The sequence below is a fragment of the Mannheimia indoligenes genome, assembly GCF_036880405.1.
GTDB classification, from domain to species: Bacteria; Pseudomonadota; Gammaproteobacteria; order Enterobacterales; family Pasteurellaceae; genus Mannheimia; species Mannheimia indoligenes.
The window spans coordinates 31,300-53,155 of the sequence record NZ_JBAJJM010000008.1 but is presented as its reverse complement, the minus strand read 5'-3'; the positions used below and the strand labels follow the sequence as shown (position 1 = coordinate 53,155).

At 40.3% G+C, this 21,856-nt stretch carries 17 protein-coding genes; 14 read left to right on the top strand and 3 right to left on the bottom strand.

Annotated features, from left to right (window positions below; translation table 11 throughout):
• Nucleotides 1-2: 2 nt before the first annotated feature.
• The 4 genes from V6W77_RS06845 to V6W77_RS06830 all read left to right on the top strand — a co-directional run bounded on the left by V6W77_RS06845 (nucleotide 3) and on the right by V6W77_RS06830 (nucleotide 5,788).
• Nucleotides 3-1,931 (top strand): ABC transporter ATP-binding protein, encoded by a 1,929-nt coding sequence (locus tag V6W77_RS06845; protein ID WP_334254190.1) that lies wholly within the window; start codon nucleotides 3-5, stop codon nucleotides 1,929-1,931.
• Nucleotide 1,932: 1 nt separating this feature from the next.
• Entirely contained in the window at nucleotides 1,933-2,691 is a 759-nt protein-coding gene (gene tcdA / locus V6W77_RS06840) for a tRNA cyclic N6-threonylcarbamoyladenosine(37) synthase TcdA (protein ID WP_334254189.1), read from the top strand.
• A gap of 163 nt (nucleotides 2,692-2,854) precedes the next feature.
• Nucleotides 2,855-4,222: a nucleotide 5'-monophosphate nucleosidase PpnN gene (ppnN, locus tag V6W77_RS06835; RefSeq protein WP_334228966.1), complete on the top strand. Its 1,368-nt coding sequence runs from the start codon at nucleotides 2,855-2,857 to the stop codon at nucleotides 4,220-4,222.
• Between the two features lie 18 nt (nucleotides 4,223-4,240).
• Nucleotides 4,241-5,788 (top strand): ATP-dependent endonuclease, encoded by a 1,548-nt coding sequence (locus V6W77_RS06830; protein ID WP_334254188.1) that lies wholly within the window; start codon nucleotides 4,241-4,243, stop codon nucleotides 5,786-5,788.
• A gap of 68 nt (nucleotides 5,789-5,856) precedes the next feature.
• Here the strand turns inward: V6W77_RS06830 and pepA are convergent, their stop codons facing one another.
• Nucleotides 5,857-7,353, bottom strand: coding sequence for a leucyl aminopeptidase (gene pepA, locus V6W77_RS06825; protein ID WP_334254187.1), 1,497 nt, complete (start codon nucleotides 7,351-7,353; stop codon nucleotides 5,857-5,859).
• Between the two features lie 210 nt (nucleotides 7,354-7,563).
• Here pepA and V6W77_RS06820 point away from each other — a divergent pair, with 210 nt between their 5' ends.
• The 4 genes from V6W77_RS06820 (at nucleotide 7,564) to dnaE (ending at nucleotide 14,321) form a co-directional block, all read left to right on the top strand.
• Nucleotides 7,564-8,379 (top strand): hypothetical protein, encoded by an 816-nt coding sequence (locus V6W77_RS06820; RefSeq protein ID WP_334234030.1) that lies wholly within the window; start codon nucleotides 7,564-7,566, stop codon nucleotides 8,377-8,379.
• Between the two features lie 174 nt (nucleotides 8,380-8,553).
• Complete coding sequence (gene lptF, locus V6W77_RS06815; protein WP_025235612.1) at nucleotides 8,554-9,663, top strand: LPS export ABC transporter permease LptF; 1,110 nt, start codon at nucleotides 8,554-8,556, stop codon at nucleotides 9,661-9,663.
• The gene (gene lptG, locus V6W77_RS06810; RefSeq protein WP_334254186.1) at nucleotides 9,663-10,760 is read left to right on the top strand and encodes an LPS export ABC transporter permease LptG; all 1,098 of its coding nucleotides are present in this window, start codon (nucleotides 9,663-9,665) and stop codon (nucleotides 10,758-10,760) included. Before lptF ends, lptG begins: the two co-directional genes overlap by 1 nt.
• A gap of 84 nt (nucleotides 10,761-10,844) precedes the next feature.
• Entirely contained in the window at nucleotides 10,845-14,321 is a 3,477-nt protein-coding gene (gene dnaE, locus V6W77_RS06805; RefSeq protein WP_334254185.1) for a DNA polymerase III subunit alpha, read from the top strand.
• Nucleotides 14,322-14,361: 40 nt separating this feature from the next.
• Here dnaE and V6W77_RS06800 read toward each other — a convergent pair whose 3' ends face one another.
• Entirely contained in the window at nucleotides 14,362-14,733 is a 372-nt protein-coding gene (locus V6W77_RS06800; RefSeq protein WP_334254184.1) for a cytochrome b562, read from the bottom strand.
• 129 nt (nucleotides 14,734-14,862) lie between these two features.
• Here V6W77_RS06800 and trhP point away from each other — a divergent pair, with 129 nt between their 5' ends.
• The 6 genes from trhP to V6W77_RS06770 all read left to right on the top strand — a co-directional run bounded on the left by trhP (nucleotide 14,863) and on the right by V6W77_RS06770 (nucleotide 20,383).
• Nucleotides 14,863-16,242 (top strand): prephenate-dependent tRNA uridine(34) hydroxylase TrhP, encoded by a 1,380-nt coding sequence (gene trhP, locus V6W77_RS06795; protein WP_334254183.1) that lies wholly within the window; start codon nucleotides 14,863-14,865, stop codon nucleotides 16,240-16,242.
• A 116-nt stretch (nucleotides 16,243-16,358) separates the two neighbouring features.
• On the top strand, nucleotides 16,359-17,639 hold the full coding sequence (waaA, locus tag V6W77_RS06790; protein WP_334254182.1) for a lipid IV(A) 3-deoxy-D-manno-octulosonic acid transferase: 1,281 nt from the start codon (nucleotides 16,359-16,361) through the stop codon (nucleotides 17,637-17,639).
• Between the two features lie 9 nt (nucleotides 17,640-17,648).
• Nucleotides 17,649-18,125, top strand: a complete 477-nt coding sequence (coaD, locus tag V6W77_RS06785) for a pantetheine-phosphate adenylyltransferase (RefSeq protein WP_334254181.1) — start codon at nucleotides 17,649-17,651, stop codon at nucleotides 18,123-18,125.
• A 23-nt stretch (nucleotides 18,126-18,148) separates the two neighbouring features.
• Complete coding sequence (orn, locus tag V6W77_RS06780) at nucleotides 18,149-18,703, top strand: oligoribonuclease (RefSeq protein WP_025235619.1); 555 nt, start codon at nucleotides 18,149-18,151, stop codon at nucleotides 18,701-18,703.
• Nucleotides 18,703-19,194 carry a tRNA (adenosine(37)-N6)-threonylcarbamoyltransferase complex ATPase subunit type 1 TsaE gene (gene tsaE, locus V6W77_RS06775; protein WP_334234018.1) on the top strand — a complete coding sequence of 164 codons (492 nt, stop codon included), beginning with the start codon at nucleotides 18,703-18,705 and terminating at the stop codon, nucleotides 19,192-19,194. Before orn ends, tsaE begins: the two co-directional genes overlap by 1 nt.
• Nucleotides 19,195-19,213: 19 nt before the next feature.
• Nucleotides 19,214-20,383, top strand: coding sequence for an N-acetylmuramoyl-L-alanine amidase (locus tag V6W77_RS06770; RefSeq protein WP_334254180.1), 1,170 nt, complete (start codon nucleotides 19,214-19,216; stop codon nucleotides 20,381-20,383).
• 58 nt (nucleotides 20,384-20,441) lie between these two features.
• On the opposite strand, the gene V6W77_RS06765 is transcribed toward V6W77_RS06770, so the two are convergent.
• On the bottom strand, nucleotides 20,442-21,854 hold the full coding sequence (locus tag V6W77_RS06765) for a basic amino acid/polyamine antiporter (protein ID WP_025235622.1): 1,413 nt from the start codon (nucleotides 21,852-21,854) through the stop codon (nucleotides 20,442-20,444).
• Nucleotides 21,855-21,856: the final 2 nt, after the last annotated feature.

Below are 21,856 nucleotides of genomic sequence, written 5' to 3'. Positions count from 1 at the left end.
CTATGGCACTACTTAATTTATCCAACGCCTATTTAGGTTTTGGCGATCATCCTTTATTAGATCACACCGAATTACACATTGAACCGAACGAGCGAGTTTGTTTGGTGGGCAGAAACGGGGCGGGCAAATCGACTTTAATGAAAGTACTTGCCGGCGAAGTGCAGTTAGACGATGGCAAACTGATTTTTGAAAAAGACATTGTGGTTACACGTTTAGAGCAAGACCCACCTCGCCATATTCAAGATACTGTATTTGATTATGTGGCGGAAGGAATCGCCCATTTAAGCGAACTTTTAAAGCAATATCACCACATTTCGCAACAAATGCTGACAGATTACAGCGATGAACTGTTGGCGAAGTTATCCCATATTCAAGCTCAATTAGAGCATAACAACGGTTGGCAGTTTGAAAATCGAATTCAAGATACTTTGAAATTATTGGAGCTTGATCCTGAAAAACGCTTATGCGAACTCTCGGGCGGTTGGGTTCGCCGTGCGGCTCTTGCTCGTGCGTTGGTGGCAGATCCGGATATTTTATTATTAGACGAGCCAACCAACCATTTAGACGTGGAGGCAATCACTTGGCTTGAAGATTTATTGCTCGATTTTAAAGGGGCAATTATCTTTGTTTCCCACGACCGTTCCTTTATCCGCAAAATGGCAACCCGAATTGTCGATTTAGATCGTGGTAAGTTGATTTCTTACCCGAGCAATTACGATAAATATTTGGAAGAAAAAGCCGAAGATTTGCGTGTAGAAGCCTTACAAAATGAGCTGTTTGATAAAAAATTGGCTCAAGAGGAAGTGTGGATCCGCCAAGGGATTAAAGCTCGCCGTACCCGTAATGAAGGGCGTGTGCGTGCATTGAAAGCCCTGCGGGAAGAACGCCGCAATCGCCGAGAAGTACAAGGCACGGCAAAAATTCAGCTCGACCAAACCGCACGTTCGGGCAAGATTGTGTTTGAGCTTGAAAATGCAAGCTATGAAATTGAGGGTAAAAATTTACTGCAAAACTTTACGGCAACCATTCAACGTGGCGATAAAATTGCCTTGGTTGGTCCGAATGGTTGTGGTAAAACGACTTTCATCAAATTACTGTTAGGCGAATTGCAGCCCACTTCAGGCACAATCCGTTGTGGTACAAAATTAGAAGTTGCCTATTTTGACCAATACCGTGCTGAATTGGATTTAGAAAAAACCGTAATGGATAACGTAGCGGACGGTAAGCAAGATGTGGAAGTAAATGGGGTAAAACGCCACGTTCTTGGCTATTTGCAAGATTTCTTGTTCCCACCGAAACGGGCGATGACCCCAGTAAAAGCTTTGTCTGGCGGAGAGCGTAACCGTTTGTTATTGGCAAAATTGTTGTTGAAACCGAATAACTTGTTGATTCTGGACGAACCGACCAATGATTTGGATGTAGAAACCTTAGAGCTATTAGAAGAGATGTTAGCTGATTATCAAGGGACATTGTTGGTTGTCAGCCACGACCGTCAATTTATTGATAATACGGTGGAGGAGTGCTATTTCTTTGAAGGCAACGGTGTGCTGAATAAATACATCGGCGGCTATTTTGATGCTAAACAGCAGAAAGATAATTACCACGCCACCCGTGCGGTGAATTTGCAAAATTCCACTAAAAAAGAACAGCTTGTAGAAGAGCCTAAGCAAGAGAAACCCAAAACTGAGGCGAAAAAGGTCAAACTTTCCTATAAAGACCAACGTGAGTTAGAAGAATTACCGGCAAAAATGGAATCCTTAGAAACTGAAATAGAGGCTTTGCAAGCTGAAGTAAATAGTACCGATTTCTTTGCCAAAGATCAGACTTACACTCAAGCGAAATTACAGCAACTCGCCGACAAGGAATTGGCATTAGAACACGCTTTTGAGCGTTGGGAAATGCTGGAAAATATCAAAAACGGAAATGTTTAAAATGGCGGAAAGACTAGACAACTACGAACAACGCTTTGGCGGCATTGGTCGCCTTTACACACCGGAAGGGCTAGAAAAGCTCCGCCGTTCGCATATTTGTGTGATTGGCATTGGCGGAGTGGGTTCTTGGGCGGTGGAGGCGTTGGCACGTTCAGGCATTGGCAAGATTACGATGATTGATATGGATGATATTTGCGTAACCAATATCAACCGCCAAATTCACGCAATGAGTGGCACAGTAGCTCAGTTGAAAACTGAGGCGATGAAAGCACGCATTCAGCTAATCAACCCTGAATGTGCGGTGGAGATTATTGATGATTTCATCACGCCTGAAAATATCCCTGACTATCTCAATCGTGGCTACGATTATGTGATTGATGCGATTGATTCGGTCAGAACCAAAGCTGCGTTGATTGCTTACTGTAAGCGTAACAAAATCAAATTAATTACCACCGGCGGGGCAGGCGGGCAGACTGACCCGACCCAAATTCAAATTACCGATTTAAGCAAAACGGTGCAAGATCCACTGGCGGCAAGGGTTCGTACCCTGTTGCGTAAAGAGTATGGCTTTAGCAACAAGAGTAAATTTGGCGTGGATTGTGTTTCATCCACCCAACAATTAATTTTCCCGAAAATGGGCGAGGGTTGTGAAGTATCCGCCACGATGAACTGTGCTAATGGCTTTGGGGCGGTTACAATGGTTACTGCAACATTCGGTTTTTTTGCGGTAAGTCGTGTTATTGATAAACTATTGAAGTAACAAGCGGTCACAAAAAGCGGAGCTTTTTGAACGTTGGCTAGCCAACGGCGGCGAAGCCGTGAACAATCCTTACAAGGATTGTGAATAAAAAAGAGTAACTTTTTGCAAATGACTTAAGGTTACCCACATTTATGGAATTTCTTACAAATAGCAAGGAGAAAAAATGGCAGTACACAGAATTAACCCTAAAGGCAGTATGGAGCAACTTTCTCATTTGGAAATGCAGCTATTAGCTAAAAATACACGGGGCAATTTATATCAAATTTATCGTAACTGCTCATTAGCGGTGCTGAATTCAGGCGTGCATACTGATGACAGCCGTGCTTTGTTAAATCAATATCCTGATTTTGAAATCCGATTATTAACCCGAGAGAAAGGGGTATCGCTGGAGTTGCATAATCCACCCGCAACCGCTTTTGTTGATGGTAAGATGATTTTAAATATTCAGTATCATCTTTTTGCAGTGTTAAGAGACATTATTTTTGTTAATGCTTTAAAAAAGGCAATTCCACCGCTTGAAAATACATCAGTAGAAACGCTAACCACAAATATTGTGTTTTCGATTTTGCGTAATGCAAAAGCGATAGAGATGAACACTGACCCGAATTTAGCTGTTTGCTGGGGTGGTCATTCTATTAATGACATTGAATACCAATATTGCCGAGCGGTAGGTCAAGAGTTTGGTTTACGTGAGCTGAATATTGTAACAGGCTGCGGTGCGGGTGTAATGGAAGCACCAATGAAAGGTGTTACCATCGGGCACGCCAATCAGCGTTATAAAAACGGGCGTTTTATTGGTATTACTGAGCCGTCGATTATTGCCTCTGAACCACCAAATCCGATTGTCAATGAATTAGTGATTATGCCTGATATTGAAAAACGCTTGGAAGCATTTGTTCGCTTAGGACACGCTATTGTGGTTTTTCCGGGCGGACCGGGCACATTGGAAGAGCTGCTGTATATTATCGGCATTAAGTTAAATCCGCAAAATAAGTTGCAAAAATTACCGCTTATCTTAACCGCACCGAAAGAATCTGCCGATTATTTCTATGTTATTGATAAATTCATTGGCGATACCTTAGGCGAAGAGGCTCGTAGCCTGTATGAGATTATTATTGATGACCCTGTATTGGTTGCTCGTAAAGTGAAGCAATCGATGGTGGAAGTAAAAAACAGTCGTTATGAAAGTGGTGATGCTTATAATTTCAACTGGTCATTAAAAATCGAAGAAGATTTTATTACGCCATTTATTCCAACTCACGAAAGTATGGCAAATCTGAATTTAAGTCTGGAGCAGTCAAAAGAGCAGCTGGCGGCGAATTTAAGACGAGCATTTTCAGGCATTGTGGCAGGTAACATTAAGCCTGAAACTTCCGATTTGATTGAACAATATGGCGTGTTTAAATTACGGGGCGATCGCAAATTAATGGATCATATGGATAGATTACTCGAAAGTTTTGTGGTTCAACATCGTATGAAAATCCCAACGGGAGATGCTTATCAACCTTGCTATGAAATTGTAAAAGAATAGTAGTAATAAGGGGGCGGTATGTATCTAAAACATATTGAAATCAGTGGCTTTCGGGGAATTAATCATTTATCGCTACAATTACGTCCAAATATGGTGTTAATTGGCGAAAATGCGTGGGGGAAATCGAGCCTGATTGATGCCTTAAGCTTAATTTTTAACTTAGAACATAAATTGTACCAATTCCAGTTTAAAGATTTCCATATTCAATATAGCGATACGCCAAACCAAGTGCGAGACATCACGCTTGTTTTCACTTTTTGTGAAGAAATTGCTGACGATAGCTCGTTACTTCAACTTCCTCCTGCATTGTCGTTCTGTTCATTTTATTTAGAGAACAAACGGTGCATTTCCTTAAAAGTAACAGGAAGATTGTTAGCTGAGCAGATTGGCACTGAATATCAGTTTGTCGATCAAGATTTAAAACCTATCCACATTGAGCAAGCGGAAAAATGGATTAAGCAATTTATTTATCATCATCCTGTTTTCCGCTTACGTGATGCACGGCTAAATAAAAGAGTGCATAACGAGTTATTACTTAATGGTTACAATCAGCCTGATACCGATTTTCAGCGTGAATTAAACGCTCTTTCTTCCTTACTGAAATACTATTTTTTAACCAGCCAAAGCCGCCATTTAATGAAAAATAGTATGCAAGACACCACATTGTGGTGGGAAAAAGTAAAATCACTCTGTCTGCGTTTAAAACAAAATGAAGAGTTGGTGGAGCTGGTTCAACAGCATATTTCAGATCTTTTTCTTTTTAAGCCTAAAGTAGCAGTTATTGAAAAACCGATTATCTTATTTGAAGATTTTAATGCGTTTTTACACCCTCGAATGGTGGCGATTTTCTGGGAGCTACTCAGCGTTCTACCCAGCCAACGTATTACCACAACGAATTCCATTGAATTGCTTTCACAAGTGCCGTTACGCGAAATTGGTCGTTTAGTGCGTTATGACTCTCACACTCAAGCCTATTGGTTGGAACGTCAAAGCATCGGTAGAGAAGATCTGCGTAAATTAACCTTCCATATCCATCACAACAGAGGATTAGCCTTATTTGCAAAAGCGTGGATCTTAGTAGAAGGGGAAACCGAAGTTTGGATTTTAGAAGAGCTGGCAAAATTATTAGAGATCAACTTAGAAATGGAAGGCATCAAAATTGTCGAATTTGCCCAATGCGGTTTACGCCCTCTGATTAAATATGCCAGAGCAATGGGGATTGAATGGTATGTGCTCACTGATGGCGATGATGCAGGCAAACGCTACGCAGAAACCGTTAAAAGTTTAGATGACGATTTTGCTCAACGCTTAACGGCATTGCCGCAAAAAGACATTGAACATTTCTTCTATAAAGCAGGTTTGCGTAATGTATTTATTCGCCTTGCAAATTGGCGTTCTCAGGAAAAATATCCGGTTTCATATATTATCAAAAGAGCTATTCAAAAAAGCTCTAAGCCTGATTTAGCCATAGCCTTAGCGAATGAGATGAGAAATAGAGGCGAACATAGTGTCCCACCTCTATTTAAAAAATTATTTGCTGATGTGTTAGCGTTGGTTAGAAAATAACGAATAACAAGCGGTTAAATTTTCGGGGAATTTTGCAAATCTTTCCTGAAATTTAACCGCTTGTTTTATTAACTTTCCGCTTTATTAATTAAGAATTGGGTTAAAAGATTGACAGGGCGACCTGTAGCCCCTTTTGCCGCACCTGATTTCCACGCAGTACCGGCAATATCTAAATGTGCCCAAGTGTATTTTTTAGTAAAGTTTGATAAAAACTGCCCTGCAGTAATTGCCCCACCTAAACGTCCGCCGATATTGGCAAGATCGGCAAAATTAGATTTAAGCTGTTCTTGATATTCTTCCCCTAACGGCAAACGCCACGCTTTATCATCTGCTTGTTCGGCAGCCGTTAATAGCTCGTTGGCTAAACTATTAGATGGCGACATTAAGCCACTGTTGTGATTACCTAACGCAATCATACAAGCTCCAGTGAGGGTAGCAATATCAATCACTAACTCTGGATTAAAGCGTTCAACATAAGTGAGTGTATCACATAGAACTAAACGTCCTTCGGCGTCCGTATTTAACACCTCAACGGTTAAGCCCGACATTGTAGTAAGAATATCACCCGGGCGGTAAGATTTACCATCAACGGCATTCTCACAGCCTGCTAAAACACCGATAACATTAAGCGGTAATTTCATTTCAGCAATGGCTTTCATTGTACCGTAAACACTCGCCGCACCGCACATATCGTATTTCATTTCATCCATTGCTTCTGCCGGTTTAATCGATAAACCGCCTGAATCGAAAGTTAAACCTTTGCCAACTAACACAATAGGTTTAGCATCAGGGTTTGGATTGCCTTTATATTCAATTAACGATAAAAACGCTTCGTTTTCAGAACCACGAGAAACCGCTAAATAAGCATTCATTCCTAATTCAGCCATCTGTTTTTCATTAATAATTGTGGTCGATACTGCCTCATAGTCTGCGGCTAAACCTTGAGCCAACTGGGATAAATATTTTGGATTACACACATTCGGCGGGCAATTTGCCACATTTTTGGCACTCGCTACGCCCAATGCTACTGCTTTGCCGTGTTCTAATGCACGCTCGGCTTCTGCTAAATCTTTACGATTTGCGACATTGAACACTACACGACGCAATTCACGGCGAACTTCCGGCTTAATGCTCTTGAAATCGTTATAGGCATATTGATTTTCTTGCATTGCCTCAACCGCAAATCGTACATTCCAATAGGCTGATCTGCCTTTAACGTGCAACTCAGTTAAAAAACAGACCATCTCCATTGAGCCAGTTTCATTAATTGTTTGCACGGTTTTTTGAATAATTTGTTTATATTGACGCTCGGTTAATTCACGCTCTTTGCCACAACCAACCAGTAATACACGATCAGCAGGCACATTCGGCACATTGTGTAATAATAATGTTTGCCCTGCTTTGCCTTCTAAATCGCCACGTCTGAGTAGTGAGCTAATATAGCCATTACTTAATTTATCTAATTGTTCCGCAGCAGTACAAAGTCTGCGAGGTTCATAAACCCCAACGACCAAACAAGCGGTTCTTTGTTTTTCAACACTGCCGTTTTTAACACTAAATTCCATTATTTTGTCCCCTATTTATTGTTTCAGTTTAGGTAGAGTGTTCAATAATAAATAAATGCTTAGTATAAATAAAATTTTCAAAAATTTACGCTTTATATTGAAATATCAGCTAATTTTTTGGTCATATAGATGATTTTATTGGTTTTTCTTTTAGTTTGCTTACTTTATACTAGAAGAAATATTGAGGTTTCAAGATTATGGGAGATAAAAATGCGGTTTTTAGGTAAAACATTAATTGCAGGTATGGTTGGATTATTTATTCAAACATCAGCGTTAGCCACCGATGATACTCAAATTAGTCGCTATGAGCAGGCAAAGTTACGCCTTTCTTATGAAGGTGAAGTGGGTAGTTTACTTCAACAACTTTCACAACGTTTGAAAGTAGGTTTTATTGCTTATGATGTTGATACAACTCGTAAAGTGTCAATTCAAAACAGTGCTGAAACCTCTATTAAAAGTATAAATGAGCAAATTGGGAAGCAACTCTCTGATACTGATGTTCGCTTTGAAAAAATAGGCGAGCGTTTATTTATGGTGATTTCTGCGAAAGGCGTTGAACCATTATTAAAAGCTCTTCCTCAAAAAGAGCAATTTGTAGGAGATATTATTTTCGATGGCGAGCAGACAACCTCTCAATCAGCTCCAATTGAAGAAAGCTCAACATCTCAATCAAGCTCAGCGGCGAAAGTTCAACATATTTTTAGTATTGCAACAGATAAAAACAATATTGCAGCAGCAAAAAATAAAAAAGCACCTCAATATAAAACGGTTACTAAGGACAATTTGGGACTAAAAAATATTAGGGTAACACCATTAGCAACTTTCTTGATTTTTGATAGCCAAGTCGATGCAGAAAAATTAACCGTAAAAGGGAATTTTGAAGAGTTGGCACAAGGAGAAAATATTGTCGCAATTCTTCACCAAAAATCAGATGCACCGGCTAAGATTGAAATCGCAAATGAGCAAGGTAAAAAATTAATTCTTGAGGTTCATAAAGTAGCATCATCTAAGAAATCTAAAAAATAAATAATGAATTTTACGCACGGTTAAACCGTGCGTAATTTTTCTATAGATGATTTTTCTAGCTAAAAAAGGTATTATTGCATATTCGTATGCAAGACACTTTTGCAAAAAATTGTTAAAAGAGACCGCTTGTTATAGCTTAGTGTTTCTTAATTTTAGACATTATAGAGAAAAACTGTGATTTTAAGCCGATATTTAACCAAAGAGATATTTAAAAGCCAAGTAGCGATATTGTTTATCCTCTTGCTGATTTTTTTCTGCCAGCAATTAGTTCGAGTTTTAAGTTCTGCCGTAAGTGGTAAAGTACCGGCAGATTTAGTCGTCAGCTTATTAGGGCTGGGAATGCCGACAATGGCACAATTAATGTTGCCGTTATCTCTTTTTATCGCACTATTATTGACACTTGGGCGTTTTTATGCGGAAAGTGAAATTACAGTGATGCGTGCGTGTGGGATCGGGCAAGGTTTATTGGTAAAAGTGGCGATGTTCCTCTCCATTTTTACGACAGCTTTAGCGGTATATAACGTCTTTTGGCTGACCCCTTGGGCGATTAACAAACAAAGTGAAATGTTAGCAGAGGCGAAAGCTAATCCGCGTTTTGCTGCCCTTTCGGCAGGTCAGTTTATGTCGGCAGGTGGTTATGTATTATTTATTGATAAAATTGAAAATAGTAGCCTTAATGATATTTACGTTTTCCAACCGGAACAGCAAAAAAATAACAAACCTTCGGTCGTGGTGGCTGAAAACGGTACTTTACAAGGTTTGCCAAATGGTGATCAGGTTTTAACGTTAGCAGAAAGCAAACGTTTTGAGGGTACGCCGCAAAGTGCCGACTTCCGTATTTCTCACTTTGAAAATTATTCCGCTTATTTAGGTTATCAAGATGTGGAATCGGACGAAAAATTAGTGCAACGTGCCGATTTTAAAACATTAATGGAAACCGATAGTCCGGAAGCAAAAGCTGAATTACATTGGCGTTTAGCGTTAATTTTTGCCGTGCCGTTAATGGCGTTATTGGCAGTACCGATGAGTAGCGTAAACCCTCGACAAGGACGTTTTGCTAAATTATTGCCTGCACTATTGCTTTATTTAATCTATTTCCTACTGCAAAGCTCACTCAAATCATCGGGTGGATCGGGCAAGCTAAATGCAGAAATTTTAATGCCGTTAGTCTCCGTTGCCTTTTTAATTTTAGGTATTGTGTTGAATATGTGGAATGGTAAATTTATGTCTAAATTACGCTATCAGTTTAGTGCTAAAAAAATCACTAATAAGGCGGTGGCATAATGAAAATTTTCTCAATGAACATTTTAGAACGCTACATCGGTAAAACGATTTTATCGGCAATTTTCCTCACTCTATTTTTATTGGTAGGGCTTGGGGCAATCATTAAATTTGTAGAGGAATTTCGTGATGTTGGACGAGGCTCTTACGATGGTTTGAAAGCGGCTTATTACACCTTTTTAACTATTCCAAGAGATATTGAAACCTTTTTTCCGATTGCAGCTTTATTAGGTTCTCTTTTAGGCTTGGGAAATCTTGCCAGCCGTAGTGAGTTAGTTGTAATGCAAGCCTCCGGTTTTTCTCGCTTTCGCATTGGTTTAGCGGTAATGAAAACTGCTTTGCCACTTGTGATCTTTACAATGATTATCGGCGAATGGGGCGTACCGCAAACCGAACAATTTGCCCGTAATATGCGTTCTATTGCTCAAAGTGGCGGCTCAATGCTTGCCACCAAAGATGGTTTTTGGGCGAAAGATGGAAACTCATTTATCTATATCAACCGTATCAATAATGAAAAAAGCCTGAGTAACGTACTTATTTACGAATTTGGCGAAGGCGAAAATAAACGTGAATTGCAATCGGTATTACGAGCGAGTGAGGCTCAATATAGCGATGAAAAAGGCTGGATACTCTCTAACGTTGAAAAATCAGAACTTGGTGAGAATCAGATCCAGCAAGGCAAGCAACCCGATCAAGGTTGGCAAACCAGCTTAACGCCAAGCAAATTAGGGATTGTTTCACTTAAGCCTGAATCGCTGTCTATTTCGGGCTTGGCGGATTATGTCGGCTTTTTAAAAGACACTGGGCAAGATCCGAAACGCTTCGAAATTACGTTCTGGCGTAAAGTATTCCAGCCGATCTCAATGGCGGTGATGATGTTACTTGCGATCTCCTTTATTTTCGGACCGCTTCGTAGTAGTACGATGGGGGCGAAAATTGTTATTGGGATTGTTGCCGGCTTTATGTTCTACGTGGCGAACATTGTATTTGGGAATTTAAGTCTTATTGCCACTTGGCTACCTGTACCGGTTGGGGCATTAATTCCAAGTTTGCTCTGTCTGGTAATTGTTTGGTGGTTACTAAGCAAAAAACGTGATTAATTTTACAAGCGGTTATTTTTACAAAATTTTTTGCAAAAATGACCGCTTGAATATTCCTTTAAATCTTAATTCTACCTTAGCATTATGTCTGATTGTCGTTTCGTCCATTTAAAAGTTCACAGTGATTTCTCAATGATTAACGGTTTAGCCAAAGTGAAACCTTTAGTCAAAGCGGCAGTTGCCAATAATATGGTGGCGATGGGGCTAACCGATTTCACCAACTTCTGCGGCTTGGTGAAATTTTATGGCGAGGCATTAGGAGCGGGCATTAAGCCAATTATCGGTGCTGATGTATATGTTAAATCGGATACTGGTAGTGATGATTATTTTGAGCTAACGCTATTAGCTAAAAACAATAAAGGATACCACAATATTACCCAAATTCTCTCCAAAGCCTATCAACAAGGATACATTGAATTTCCAATGGTAGAGAGAGAATGGCTGGCTGAGCTGAATGAAGGCATTATTGTGCTTTCAGGCGGACGAATGGGAGATGTGGGTAAAGCCTTACTTAAAGAAAATCTATCGGAAGCTGCTGAGAAACTCTCTTTTTATCAACAATATTACCCAAATCATTTTTATATGTCGGTTTGCCGCACAGGGCGAGCAGACGAAGAACGCTATATCAAACAAGCGGTCGAATTTTCCCAAAAAAATGCAATTCCTTTAGTGGCAGTGAATGATGTTGTTTTCTTAAAAGAAGATGACTTTGATGCTCACGAAATCCGTGTGGCAATTCACGACAGCTATACTTTAGATGATCCGAAACGCCCGAAAAAATATTCTCCAAAGCAATATTTCCGCTCAGAAGAGGAAATGTGCAAGCTGTTTGCAGACTTGCCGAGTGCCTTAGCTAATACGGTAGAAATTGCAAAACGCTGCTCGGTTACAGTGCGTTTAGGCGAATATTTCCTGCCAAATTTCCCGACAGGCGATCTTTCAACCGAAGATTTTTTAGTGAAAAAATCAAGAGAAGGTTTAGAAGAACGCCTTGAATTTTTATTTCCTGACCCTGAGGAAAGGGCTAACAAGCGGTCAGTTTATGACGAAAGATTACAAGTTGAATTAGATGTAATTAACCAAATGGGCTTTCCGGGCTACTTCCTGATCGTGATGGAATTTATTCAATGGTCGAAAGATAACGATATTCCGGTTGGTCCGGGACGTGGTTCGGGAGCGGGTTCGTTGGTGGCTTATGCACTTAAAATTACCGATTTAGATCCACTGGAATTTGACTTACTTTTTGAACGTTTTTTAAACCCTGAGCGGGTTTCAATGCCCGATTTTGATGTCGATTTCTGTATGGATGGGCGAGATCGTGTTATCGAACACGTGGCAGAAACTTACGGTCGCCAAGCGGTATCGCAAATTATTACCTTCGGAACGATGGCAGCAAAAGCGGTAATTCGTGATGTGGGGCGTGTGCTTGGACATCCTTATAGCTTTGTGGACAGAATTTCCAAGCTGATTCCACCCGATCCGGGAATGACATTAGAAAAAGCTTTTGCCGCTGAACCAAAACTCCCTGAACTGTATGAAGCCGATGAGGAAGTGAAAGATCTGATCGATATGGCTCGCAAGCTTGAGGGCGTAACCCGAAATGCCGGTAAGCACGCAGGGGGCGTGGTAATTGCTCCTACTGCGATCACCGATTTCTCACCACTTTATTGTGATAGCGAAGGTTTACACCCTGTTACCCATTTTGATAAAAATGATGTGGAATATGCCGGCTTAGTAAAATTTGACTTCTTGGGCTTGCGTACCTTAACCATCATTAAATGGGCATTAGAGATGGTGAATGCTCGCCTTGAACGAGAAGGGAAAGAACCGGTTCGCATAGAAAGTATTCCGCTTGATGATAAAAAATCTTTTGATCTGCTATTAGCGGCAAAAACCACGGCGGTGTTCCAGCTTGAAAGCCGTGGAATGAAAGATCTGATTTCTCGTCTAAAACCGGACTGTTTTGAAGATATTATCGCTTTGGTGGCATTATTCCGCCCGGGTCCGCTGGAGTCGGGAATGGTGCAGAACTTTATCGACCGTAAACACGGCAAGGAAGAAGTGTCTTACCCTGATCCACAATATCAGCACGAATGCCTAAAACCGATTTTAGAGCCAACCTATGGGGTGATTGTTTACCAAGAGCAGGTAATGCAAATTGCACAAGAGCTTGCCGGTTATACGCTCGGTGGGGCGGATTTACTTCGCCGTGCGATGGGTAAGAAGAAACCAGAAGAAATGGCGGCTCAACGGGAAGTGTTTGAGAAAGGAGCGAAATCCAAAGGGATTGACGGAGAATTAGCCGGAGCAATTTTTGACTTGGTAGAAAAATTTGCCGGCTATGGTTTTAACAAATCGCACTCAGCCGCTTATGCGTTGGTATCTTACCAAACGCTTTGGTTAAAGGCTCATTACCCAGCAGAATTTATGGCGGCGGTAATGACTTCAGAGATGGATAATACTGATAAGATCGTTGGCTTTTATGATGAATGTATCAATATGGGCTTAACGGTTGTGCCACCTGATGTGAACAGTGGTAAACACCGTTTCAGCGTAAACGAAAAAGGCGAAATTGTTTACGGCTTAGGGGCAATTAAAGGCGTGGGGGAAGGTCCGATTGAGGCGATTTTGGAGGCTCGCAATCAAGGTGGGCGTTTTACCGATCTGTTTGATTTAACTGCCCGTGTCGATCTGAAAAAAATTAACCGTCGCACCTTTGAAAGCCTGATTATGTCCGGAGCGTTTGATAAATTAGGTCCGCATCGTGCAGCTTTAATGAAAAATTTAGAAGATGCATTAAAAGCCTCGGATCAGCACAGCAAAATGGAAGAGCTTGGACAGAGTGATATGTTCGGCGTGCTGACTGAAACACCTGAAGAGGTGCAAAATGCTTATGCGAACACACCGAAATGGTCGGAACAAACGATTTTAGACGGAGAGAGGGCGACGTTAGGGCTTTATTTAAGCGGGCATCCAATTGGCAGGTTCTTAAAAGAGCTATCGCACTATGCCCCAAATAGGCTTAATGAGCTACAACCGACTTTCAGAGGGCAGATGACAACGGTTTCGGGGATTGTGATGGCATCACGGGTAGCTGTAACGAAACGGGGAAGCCGTATCGGCATTGCGACTATTGAAGACCGTTCGGGTAAACTCGATATCACACTTTTCTCTGAAGCATTAGAAAACTTTGGGCATTTAATGCAACAAGATCAAATCATTGTGGCAACAGGTTCGGTGCAGTTTGATGATTTCAGTGGCGGATTAAAAATGTCTGCAAGAGAGGTGCTTTCTCTTGATGAAGCACGTAGCCGATTTGCAAAAAGCTTGGCATTGGCAATTAACAAAGAACAGCTTTCTGCAAATTTTATCAAAAAAATGACCGCTATCATTGCACCTCACAAGGAAGGTACATTGCCACTACACTTCTATTATCAAAGTCCGGAAGGGCGTGTGTTACTAAAAGGTGGCGTGGAATGGCGAGTAATGCCGAACGAGCAGATGTTCTCGGAACTAAAAGAGTTACTGGGTGAAAATTCAGTTGAGTTGGAATTTGAATAAATAATAAAGGGTAAGTTTTAACTTACCCTTTATTTTGCGATTATTTATATTTTTTGTGATATTCACGCTTAAGAACTTCAAGCTCTGAAATCATAATTTTGGCTTCTTGCAAATCGCCGGCTTGAGCTTTTTTATCCGCTTCTTTTACGACATCAATTAATTTCTGAATGCCTGCTTGGTAATCTTCTTCAGCAGCTTTATCGCCCTTTACACTATTTGGAAAAATAGCTTTGGTTTTCTCAGTAATTTCAACAAAATTTTTCGCAGCTTGTTGAAATTCTTCTGCCGAATTAGCTCTAACTAATTTGTTGGCGTTCATATTCATTTGCATCATTTCCATTTTGATGCTTTGTGCATTACTTAATGCTGAAAAGGCGAATAATGTTGTTGCTAAAAGTAGTTTAAGTTTCATAGTTTCCCCACATAAAAAAGCAGATTGTAATAGATTGACTTGCCAATATGCAAGATTTCTTGGAAAATAGACCGCTTACGCTTTCCTTTGGTGGAAAGCCCTGACTTGTTATCAGAAAAGAGATTACTTATGACTTTAAAATATGCCAAACCTGAGTTGCTTTCGCCTGCAGGTTCTTTAAAAAATATGCGTTATGCTTTTGCCTACGGGGCAGATGCGATTTACGCCGGACAGCCACGCTATAGCTTGCGTGTGCGTAACAATGAATTCAACCACGAAAATTTAAAAATTGCGATTGATGAAGCACACGCTCTCGGCAAAAAATTCTATGTGGTGGTGAATATCGCACCGCACAACTCAAAACTTAAAACCTTCATTAAAGATTTAAAAGTGGTTGTGGATATGAAACCGGATGCACTGATTATGTCAGATCCGGGCTTGATTATGCTGGTGCGTGAGAATTTCCCTGAAATGGATATCCATCTTTCTGTTCAAGCAAATGCAGTGAACTGGGCGACGGTGAAGTTTTGGCATCAAATGGGTTTAACTCGTGTGATTTTATCTCGTGAATTATCGCTTGAAGAGATTGAAGAAATCCGCCAACAAGTGCCGGAAATGGAGCTTGAGATCTTCGTTCACGGTGCTTTGTGTATGGCGTATTCAGGTCGTTGCTTGCTTTCAGGTTACATCAATAAACGAGATCCAAACCAAGGCACTTGCACCAATGCTTGCCGTTGGGAATACAAAATGGAAGAGGGCAAAGTCGATGAAGTCGGTCAAATTGTACCGAAATACGAGCCTGAAATTGAGATTAAAAATGTTGCCCCAACTTTAGGTAGCGGTGAGGCAACCGATAAAGTGTTCCTTTACACCGAATCACAACGTCCTGACGAGCAAATGACTGCCTTTGAAGATGAGCACGGCACTTATTTTATGAACTCGAAAGATTTGCGTGCGGTGCAACACGTGGAACGTTTAACCCAAATGGGCGTACATTCTCTGAAAATTGAAGGTAGAACGAAATCCTTCTACTACTGTGCGAGAACCGCCCAAGTTTACCGTAAAGCGATTGATGATGCCGCAGCCGGTAAGCCGTTTGATGAATCGTTATTGGATACCTTAGAAAGTTTGGCTCACCGTGGTTATACAGAAGGCTTTTTACGCCGCCACACGCACGATGAATATCAAAATTATGAATACGGCTATTCGATTTCCGAACGCCAACAGTTTGTGGGGGAATTTACCGGTAAACGCAATGAGCAAGGTATGGCGGAAGTTGCCGTTAAAAATAAATTCTTAGTCGGCGATTCGGTAGAAATGATGACGCCAAAAGGCAATATCGTGTTCAAAATTGAACGTATGCTAAACCGCAAAAACGAAAGCGTAGAAGCCGCCTTAGGGGACGGACACTTTGTTTTTTTAGATGTGCCACAAGACATTGAGTTGGATTTTGCCCTTTTAATGCGTAACTTAGTAAATGCAAATACTCGCAATCCGCATCAAGCTTAATTTCGTTTAAAATAATGTAAACCACGAAATCCAAACTATTTCGTGGTTTATTTTTAGGTATAATAAGACTGATTGGTAAAAAAATTAGAAAAAAAGACCGCTTGTAAGGAAAATAAATGCTCCGTTTACTCTATATTTGTCTAAGTTATTTATTACAACCCGTTGTACTTTTTCTAATGTGGTACAAAGGGCGTAAGCAGCCTGCCTACCGCAAACGTTTATGGGAACGTTATGGCGTATATGACGAAGCCGAAAAACCAAAAGCTAAAGGTGTGGTTATTCACGCAGCCTCTGTAGGTGAAGTGATTGCAGCAACACCGCTAATCAAAGCGATTGGAAAACAGTATCCTGATTTACCGCTTATTGTTACAACGGTTACACCGACAGGATCGGATCGTGTAATGTCAGCTTTTGGTAATTCTGTCTCGCATTTTTATTTACCTTATGATCTACCTGACGCTATAGAGCGTTTTCTGAATTTTGTTGATCCTAAATTGATTATTGTGATCGAAACGGAGATTTGGCCAAATTTAATCCGTAAAGTGGAGATGCGAAATATTCCGTTTGTAATTGCGAATGCCAGACTTTCACCTCGTTCAGCCAAACGCTATGGTTGGATTAAAGGCAGTATGAAGGATATGCTCAATCAAATTTCGCTCATTTTGGCACAAGATGAAGTGAGCAAAGATCGCTATTTGGCATTAGGCTATAATCCTGCCAAAATGGTAAATACAGGCAACCTTAAATTTGATTTGGAAATTACGCCGGAGCTACACCAAAGCGTGCTGGAAACAAAGTCAGCTCTGAATTTGCAGGCAAGACCAATTTGGATTGCGGGCAGTACGCACGAAGGTGAAGAAAAATTGATTTTAGAAGCCCATCAAATTTTATTGAATAAGTATCCTGATTTAGTGCTGATTTTAGTGCCGAGACATCCGGAACGTTTTAAGTTAGTCGAGCTTTTGGTTAAAAAATCAGGCTTAGATTATATAAAACGCTCAGAACATAAGGCATTAAATCAAGAAACGAAGGTGTTACTAGGCGATACAATGGGCGAAATGATGTTACTATACGGGCTTTCTGATATTGCTTTTGTGGGGGGGAGTTTAGTTAAACACGGCGGACATAATCCGCTTGAGCCAATCGCTTTTAACATACCGGTTATTTCAGGGTTATTTACCTACAATTTTCCGGAAGTATTTAAAAAACTGAGAGAAGTTAAAGGTGTGATTGAGGTTGAAAGTTCTGCTAAAGCCTTAGCTGAAAGTATCGAATTATTATTAACTCAGCCACAAATCGGACAAGACATAGCCGCTTCAGGTTTTAGTGTCTTACAAGAAAATCAAGGTGCATTAAAACGCCATTTAGATTTGCTTGCTCCCTATATAATAGAATAGAGAAATAAAATGAGCTATAACGTAATTTATGCAGGGACTTTTGACCCTATTACCAACGGGCATTTAGATATTATTCGTAAGGCTTCAATGCTCTTTGGAAAAGTGATTGTTGCGGTGGCTAAAAATCCAAGTAAGCAACCGCTTTTCGAGCTAGAAGAGCGTGTTGAATTAGTGAAAAAAAGTTGTGCAGAGCTTGATAATATTGAAGTGATTGGCTTTAGTGGTTTACTGGCGGATTTTGCTAAAGAGCAGAATGCGAAGGTGCTTATTCGTGGCATTCGTGGTGCAGACGATATTGACTATGAAATTCAACTTGCTCAACTAAATCACAAATTATCGGGCGATTTAGAAACGATCTTCTTTCCGCCTTCAGTGGAGTGGCGTTATCTTTCTTCTACAATGGTGAGAGAGATTTACCTCCACAATGGTGATGTGAGCCAATTCGTGCCACAAGCGGTCAAAAATGCCCTAAAATTTGCAAAATAATTGAGTAATAAAAAGGAAATAAAATGAGCCAAGATGCACAAAATCTAATTTGGATCGACCTTGAAATGACAGGCTTAGATCCGGAAAAAGAACGCATTATCGAAATTGCCACTATCGTAACCGATAAAGATCTGAATATTTTAGCGGAAGGTCCGGTTTTGGCGGTTCATCAATCTGATGAATTATTAGGAAAAATGAGTGATTGGTGTGTGAAAACCCATACGGCAAACGGCTTAATTGAGCGAGTGAAAGCGAGTAAACTCACTGAGCGTGCGGCAGAATTACAAACTATTGATTTCTTAAAGCGTTGGGTGCCAAAAGGGAGTTCGCCAATTTGTGGCAACAGTATTGCACAGGATAAACGTTTCCTTTATAAATATATGCCTGATTTAGCGGATTATTTCCACTATCGTCATTTAGATGTGAGTACCTTAAAAGAATTAGCAAGACGCTGGAAACCGGAAATATTGGATAAATTCAGTAAAGGGAATACTCATTTGGCATTGGACGATATTCGTGAATCTATCAATGAGTTGAAATTTTATCGGGAACATTTTATTAATTTAGACGAAAAATAATGGCTGATTTACTCTCTTTTTACTGCGAAGATGAAACTAAATTACTTGAATTTGGTCAATCATTCGCATTGGGGCTAAAAAACTATTTGTTGCAAGACAGCAACCGCTCTCTGGTTATTTACCTAAACGGCGAGTTAGGGGCAGGCAAAACGACCCTAACTCGTAGTATTGTAAGAGCATTTGGGCATCAAGGTAATGTGAAAAGCCCTACTTATACATTAGTTGAAGAGTATCATCTCGACCCTTTGAATATTTACCATTTTGACTTATATCGCTTAGCTGACCCTGAAGAACTAGAATTTATGGGTATTCGTGATTATTTCAAACCACAAACATTGTGTTTGTTGGAATGGGCAAGCAAAGGTGAAGGAATGATTCCGGAAGCTGATTTTGTCATTCAAATTGATTATATGAATGAAGGACGACAAATTACGGTTGTTCCGCAAAATCAATCGGCAACAGATATTTTAGTAAATTTTAATCAAAAATAGACCGCTTGTAGGGAAGGTGATGAAGAAGGTTATCCAATATATTGTTTTTAGTGCATTGAGTTTGTTAAGTTTTTCGAGTTTTGCTAAAACCATTGTGGCTATTGATGCCGGACACGGCGGAAAAGACCCAGGAGCTATCGGCAAAAACTTAGGCATTTTAGAAAAAAATGTTACGCTTGCTATTTCCAAAGAGCTAAAAGCTTTATTAGATGCTGACCCAAACTTTAAAGCGGTGATGACACGTAATGGTGATTATTTTATCCAACTTCCGGAACGGACGGAAATTGCCCGTAAACATCGTGCCGATCTATTAGTATCTATCCACGCAGATTCCTCTCCAAGAGGGGATTCCTTAAAAGGGGCGTCTGTTTGGGTACTGTCAAACAGTCGTGCCAGTGATGAAATGGGGAAATGGCTAGAAGATCACGAAAAACAATCGGAATTGCTTGGTGGTGCGGGGGCAGTACTTGCCAGCAATAAAGAGCGTTACTTAAACCAAACGGTATTAGATTTGCAATTTTCACATTCTCAGCGTACAGGCTATGAGTTAGGGAAAAGTATTCTAAGCAAAATGGCTGGAATGACCTCATTAGCTAAATCCAGCCCACAACACGCGAGTTTAAGTGTGTTGCGTTCGCCTGATATTCCTTCTGTATTGGTTGAAACCGGTTTTTTATCTAACTCAACAGAGGAAGCAAAGCTTGCTAGTGCAAACTATCGCCGTCAATTAGCAAAAGCGATTTATCAAGGTTTAGTGGCTTATCGTTATAAAAATGATGGAATAAGTTCAGCAAGCGTCAGTAAAAAAGCAGATAAGAGCGATAAACAAGAAGCAACGAAAAAAGAAGAAAAAGCAGATAAAACGGATACCAAGAAAGTAAAAGAAGAAGCTCAAAAAGAGACAAAGAAAGAGCAAAACGCTAAATCGGATAAAAAGAAAGAAAGCGTAAAAGAAAAATCATCTAAAAACCAAGAACAAGAAAAAGCCAAAGAGTCAAAAAATAAGGAAGAAAAATCCTCTTCCCAAAAAGAGATTAAGACCTCGAATAATGGCTATCACATTGTTCAACAAGATGAAACGGTTTACTCCATTGCCAGAGCATACGGCACAACTCCACAAAAAATTAGTGAGCTGAATAACTTAAAAAATTATCAGATTACTGTGGGTAAAAAGTTGAAAGTGAAGTAAATCAACGTTTGCAAAAAATTTTAAAAAAAGACCGCTTGTAAAAGCGGTCTTTTCACGTTTAGCTTTCTGCTAATAGCGTTGGTAATTCAATCACTGCGTAGCCAAAAATCACAAGCAAGATAATTAAAATCATCTTTTCTGCGTTTGAAAGCGTTAATCTACCGTTGAATTTATAGTTAGAATAGAGATACAACAAAATACCCGGCACATAAAGCACAACCGAGAGCAGTAAATATTCTAACCCTGCTGCATAAACAATCCATAAGCCATAAATTGATGCCATAAAGCCTGTGAGTTTAATGTACCAAGCGGCATTGGTTTGAATAGCTAATTTGAATAAATACGCCCCGATTAAGAAATACGGAATTAAAATCATTGAAGTAGAAATCAATAATAGCGTGTTATAGCTTTGCTCAAATACAAAAACCAACACAAGGCAGAATTGCACTACAACACCCGTGAACCAAAGAGAGTTAATCGGCGTGCCGTTTTCATTCAATTTATCTAAAATTTTAGGAAAAGCCCCATTTTTAGAACCACGATAAGGCACTTCAGCAGAATACATCGTCCAGCTAATATAAGAAGCAAGCACAGAAACAATCAAACAGGCGGTGATGATTACTTTGCCTGTTGGTCCCATCATTGCATCAAGTAGTGGACCCATTGATGGATTTGCCATATTGGCAATGGTTTCACGAGGTAAGATCCCGAGCGAAAGTATGGTAATCGCAACATAAAGTGCCAACGCAATTAAGATCCCTAACACCGTTGCTAAGCCTACGTCAGAACGTTTTTTAGCGTGAGCAGAAAGTACAGAAGCCCCTTCCACTCCGGTAAATACCCATAAGGTAATCAGCATTGTGCTTTTTACTTGATCGCTTACGCTATTATTCAATGCAGTTGCTTTCACATCTGAATTAAATAAATCGACATCAAAATACCAAACGCCTAGCCCGATAAATAGAATAAGTGGAGCAACTTTCACAAAGGTCGCGATGAGGTTTACGAAAGCGGCTTCTTTAATCCCTCCTGCAATTAAAGCGTGAACCAGCCACACAATAATTGATGAGCCGATGAATGCAGCAAGGGTGTTGCCTTGCCCGAAAATCACCGTATTTTCACTATCGGTAAATACGCCTAAACCTTCAAAAGCAACGGTAAGATAGCCCACAATACCGATAGTGGCACATAACCAGTAACCCCAAGCGGACATAAAACCCATCAACTCGCCGAAGCCTTCTCGTGCATAGGTATAAATACCGCCATCTAAATCAGGGCGAAGGCGGGAAATAAAGAAAAATGATAAACCCAAAAAGATGATACCAACACCGGTAATCAGCCAACCAATGGTAATAGCTTCCGCACCTGCTACTTCCGCCATATTTTGCGGCAAGCTGAAAATGCCTGAGCCAATCATTGAGCTTAATACAAGTGCAGTAAGGGAAATTAATCCGATTTTTTTATTTGACATTG

Bases quoted from the DNA above. Each gene is read 5' to 3' on its own strand.
- V6W77_RS06845 (WP_334254190.1), top strand. From the start codon at position 3: ATGGCACTACTTAATTTATCCAACGCCTATTTAGGTTTTGGCGATCAT.
- tcdA (WP_334254189.1), top strand. From the start codon at position 1,933: ATGGCGGAAAGACTAGACAACTACGAACAACGCTTTGGCGGCATTGGT.
- ppnN (WP_334228966.1), top strand. From the start codon at position 2,855: ATGGCAGTACACAGAATTAACCCTAAAGGCAGTATGGAGCAACTTTCT.
- V6W77_RS06830 (WP_334254188.1), top strand. From the start codon at position 4,241: ATGTATCTAAAACATATTGAAATCAGTGGCTTTCGGGGAATTAATCAT.
- pepA (WP_334254187.1), bottom strand. From the start codon at position 7,353: ATGGAATTTAGTGTTAAAAACGGCAGTGTTGAAAAACAAAGAACCGCT.
- V6W77_RS06820 (WP_334234030.1), top strand. From the start codon at position 7,564: ATGCGGTTTTTAGGTAAAACATTAATTGCAGGTATGGTTGGATTATTT.
- lptG (WP_334254186.1), top strand. From the start codon at position 9,663: ATGAAAATTTTCTCAATGAACATTTTAGAACGCTACATCGGTAAAACG.
- dnaE (WP_334254185.1), top strand. From the start codon at position 10,845: ATGTCTGATTGTCGTTTCGTCCATTTAAAAGTTCACAGTGATTTCTCA.
- V6W77_RS06800 (WP_334254184.1), bottom strand. From the start codon at position 14,733: ATGAAACTTAAACTACTTTTAGCAACAACATTATTCGCCTTTTCAGCA.
- trhP (WP_334254183.1), top strand. From the start codon at position 14,863: ATGACTTTAAAATATGCCAAACCTGAGTTGCTTTCGCCTGCAGGTTCT.
- waaA (WP_334254182.1), top strand. From the start codon at position 16,359: ATGCTCCGTTTACTCTATATTTGTCTAAGTTATTTATTACAACCCGTT.
- coaD (WP_334254181.1), top strand. From the start codon at position 17,649: ATGAGCTATAACGTAATTTATGCAGGGACTTTTGACCCTATTACCAAC.
- orn (WP_025235619.1), top strand. From the start codon at position 18,149: ATGAGCCAAGATGCACAAAATCTAATTTGGATCGACCTTGAAATGACA.
- tsaE (WP_334234018.1), top strand. From the start codon at position 18,703: ATGGCTGATTTACTCTCTTTTTACTGCGAAGATGAAACTAAATTACTT.
- V6W77_RS06770 (WP_334254180.1), top strand. From the start codon at position 19,214: ATGAAGAAGGTTATCCAATATATTGTTTTTAGTGCATTGAGTTTGTTA.
- V6W77_RS06765 (WP_025235622.1), bottom strand. From the start codon at position 21,854: ATGTCAAATAAAAAAATCGGATTAATTTCCCTTACTGCACTTGTATTA.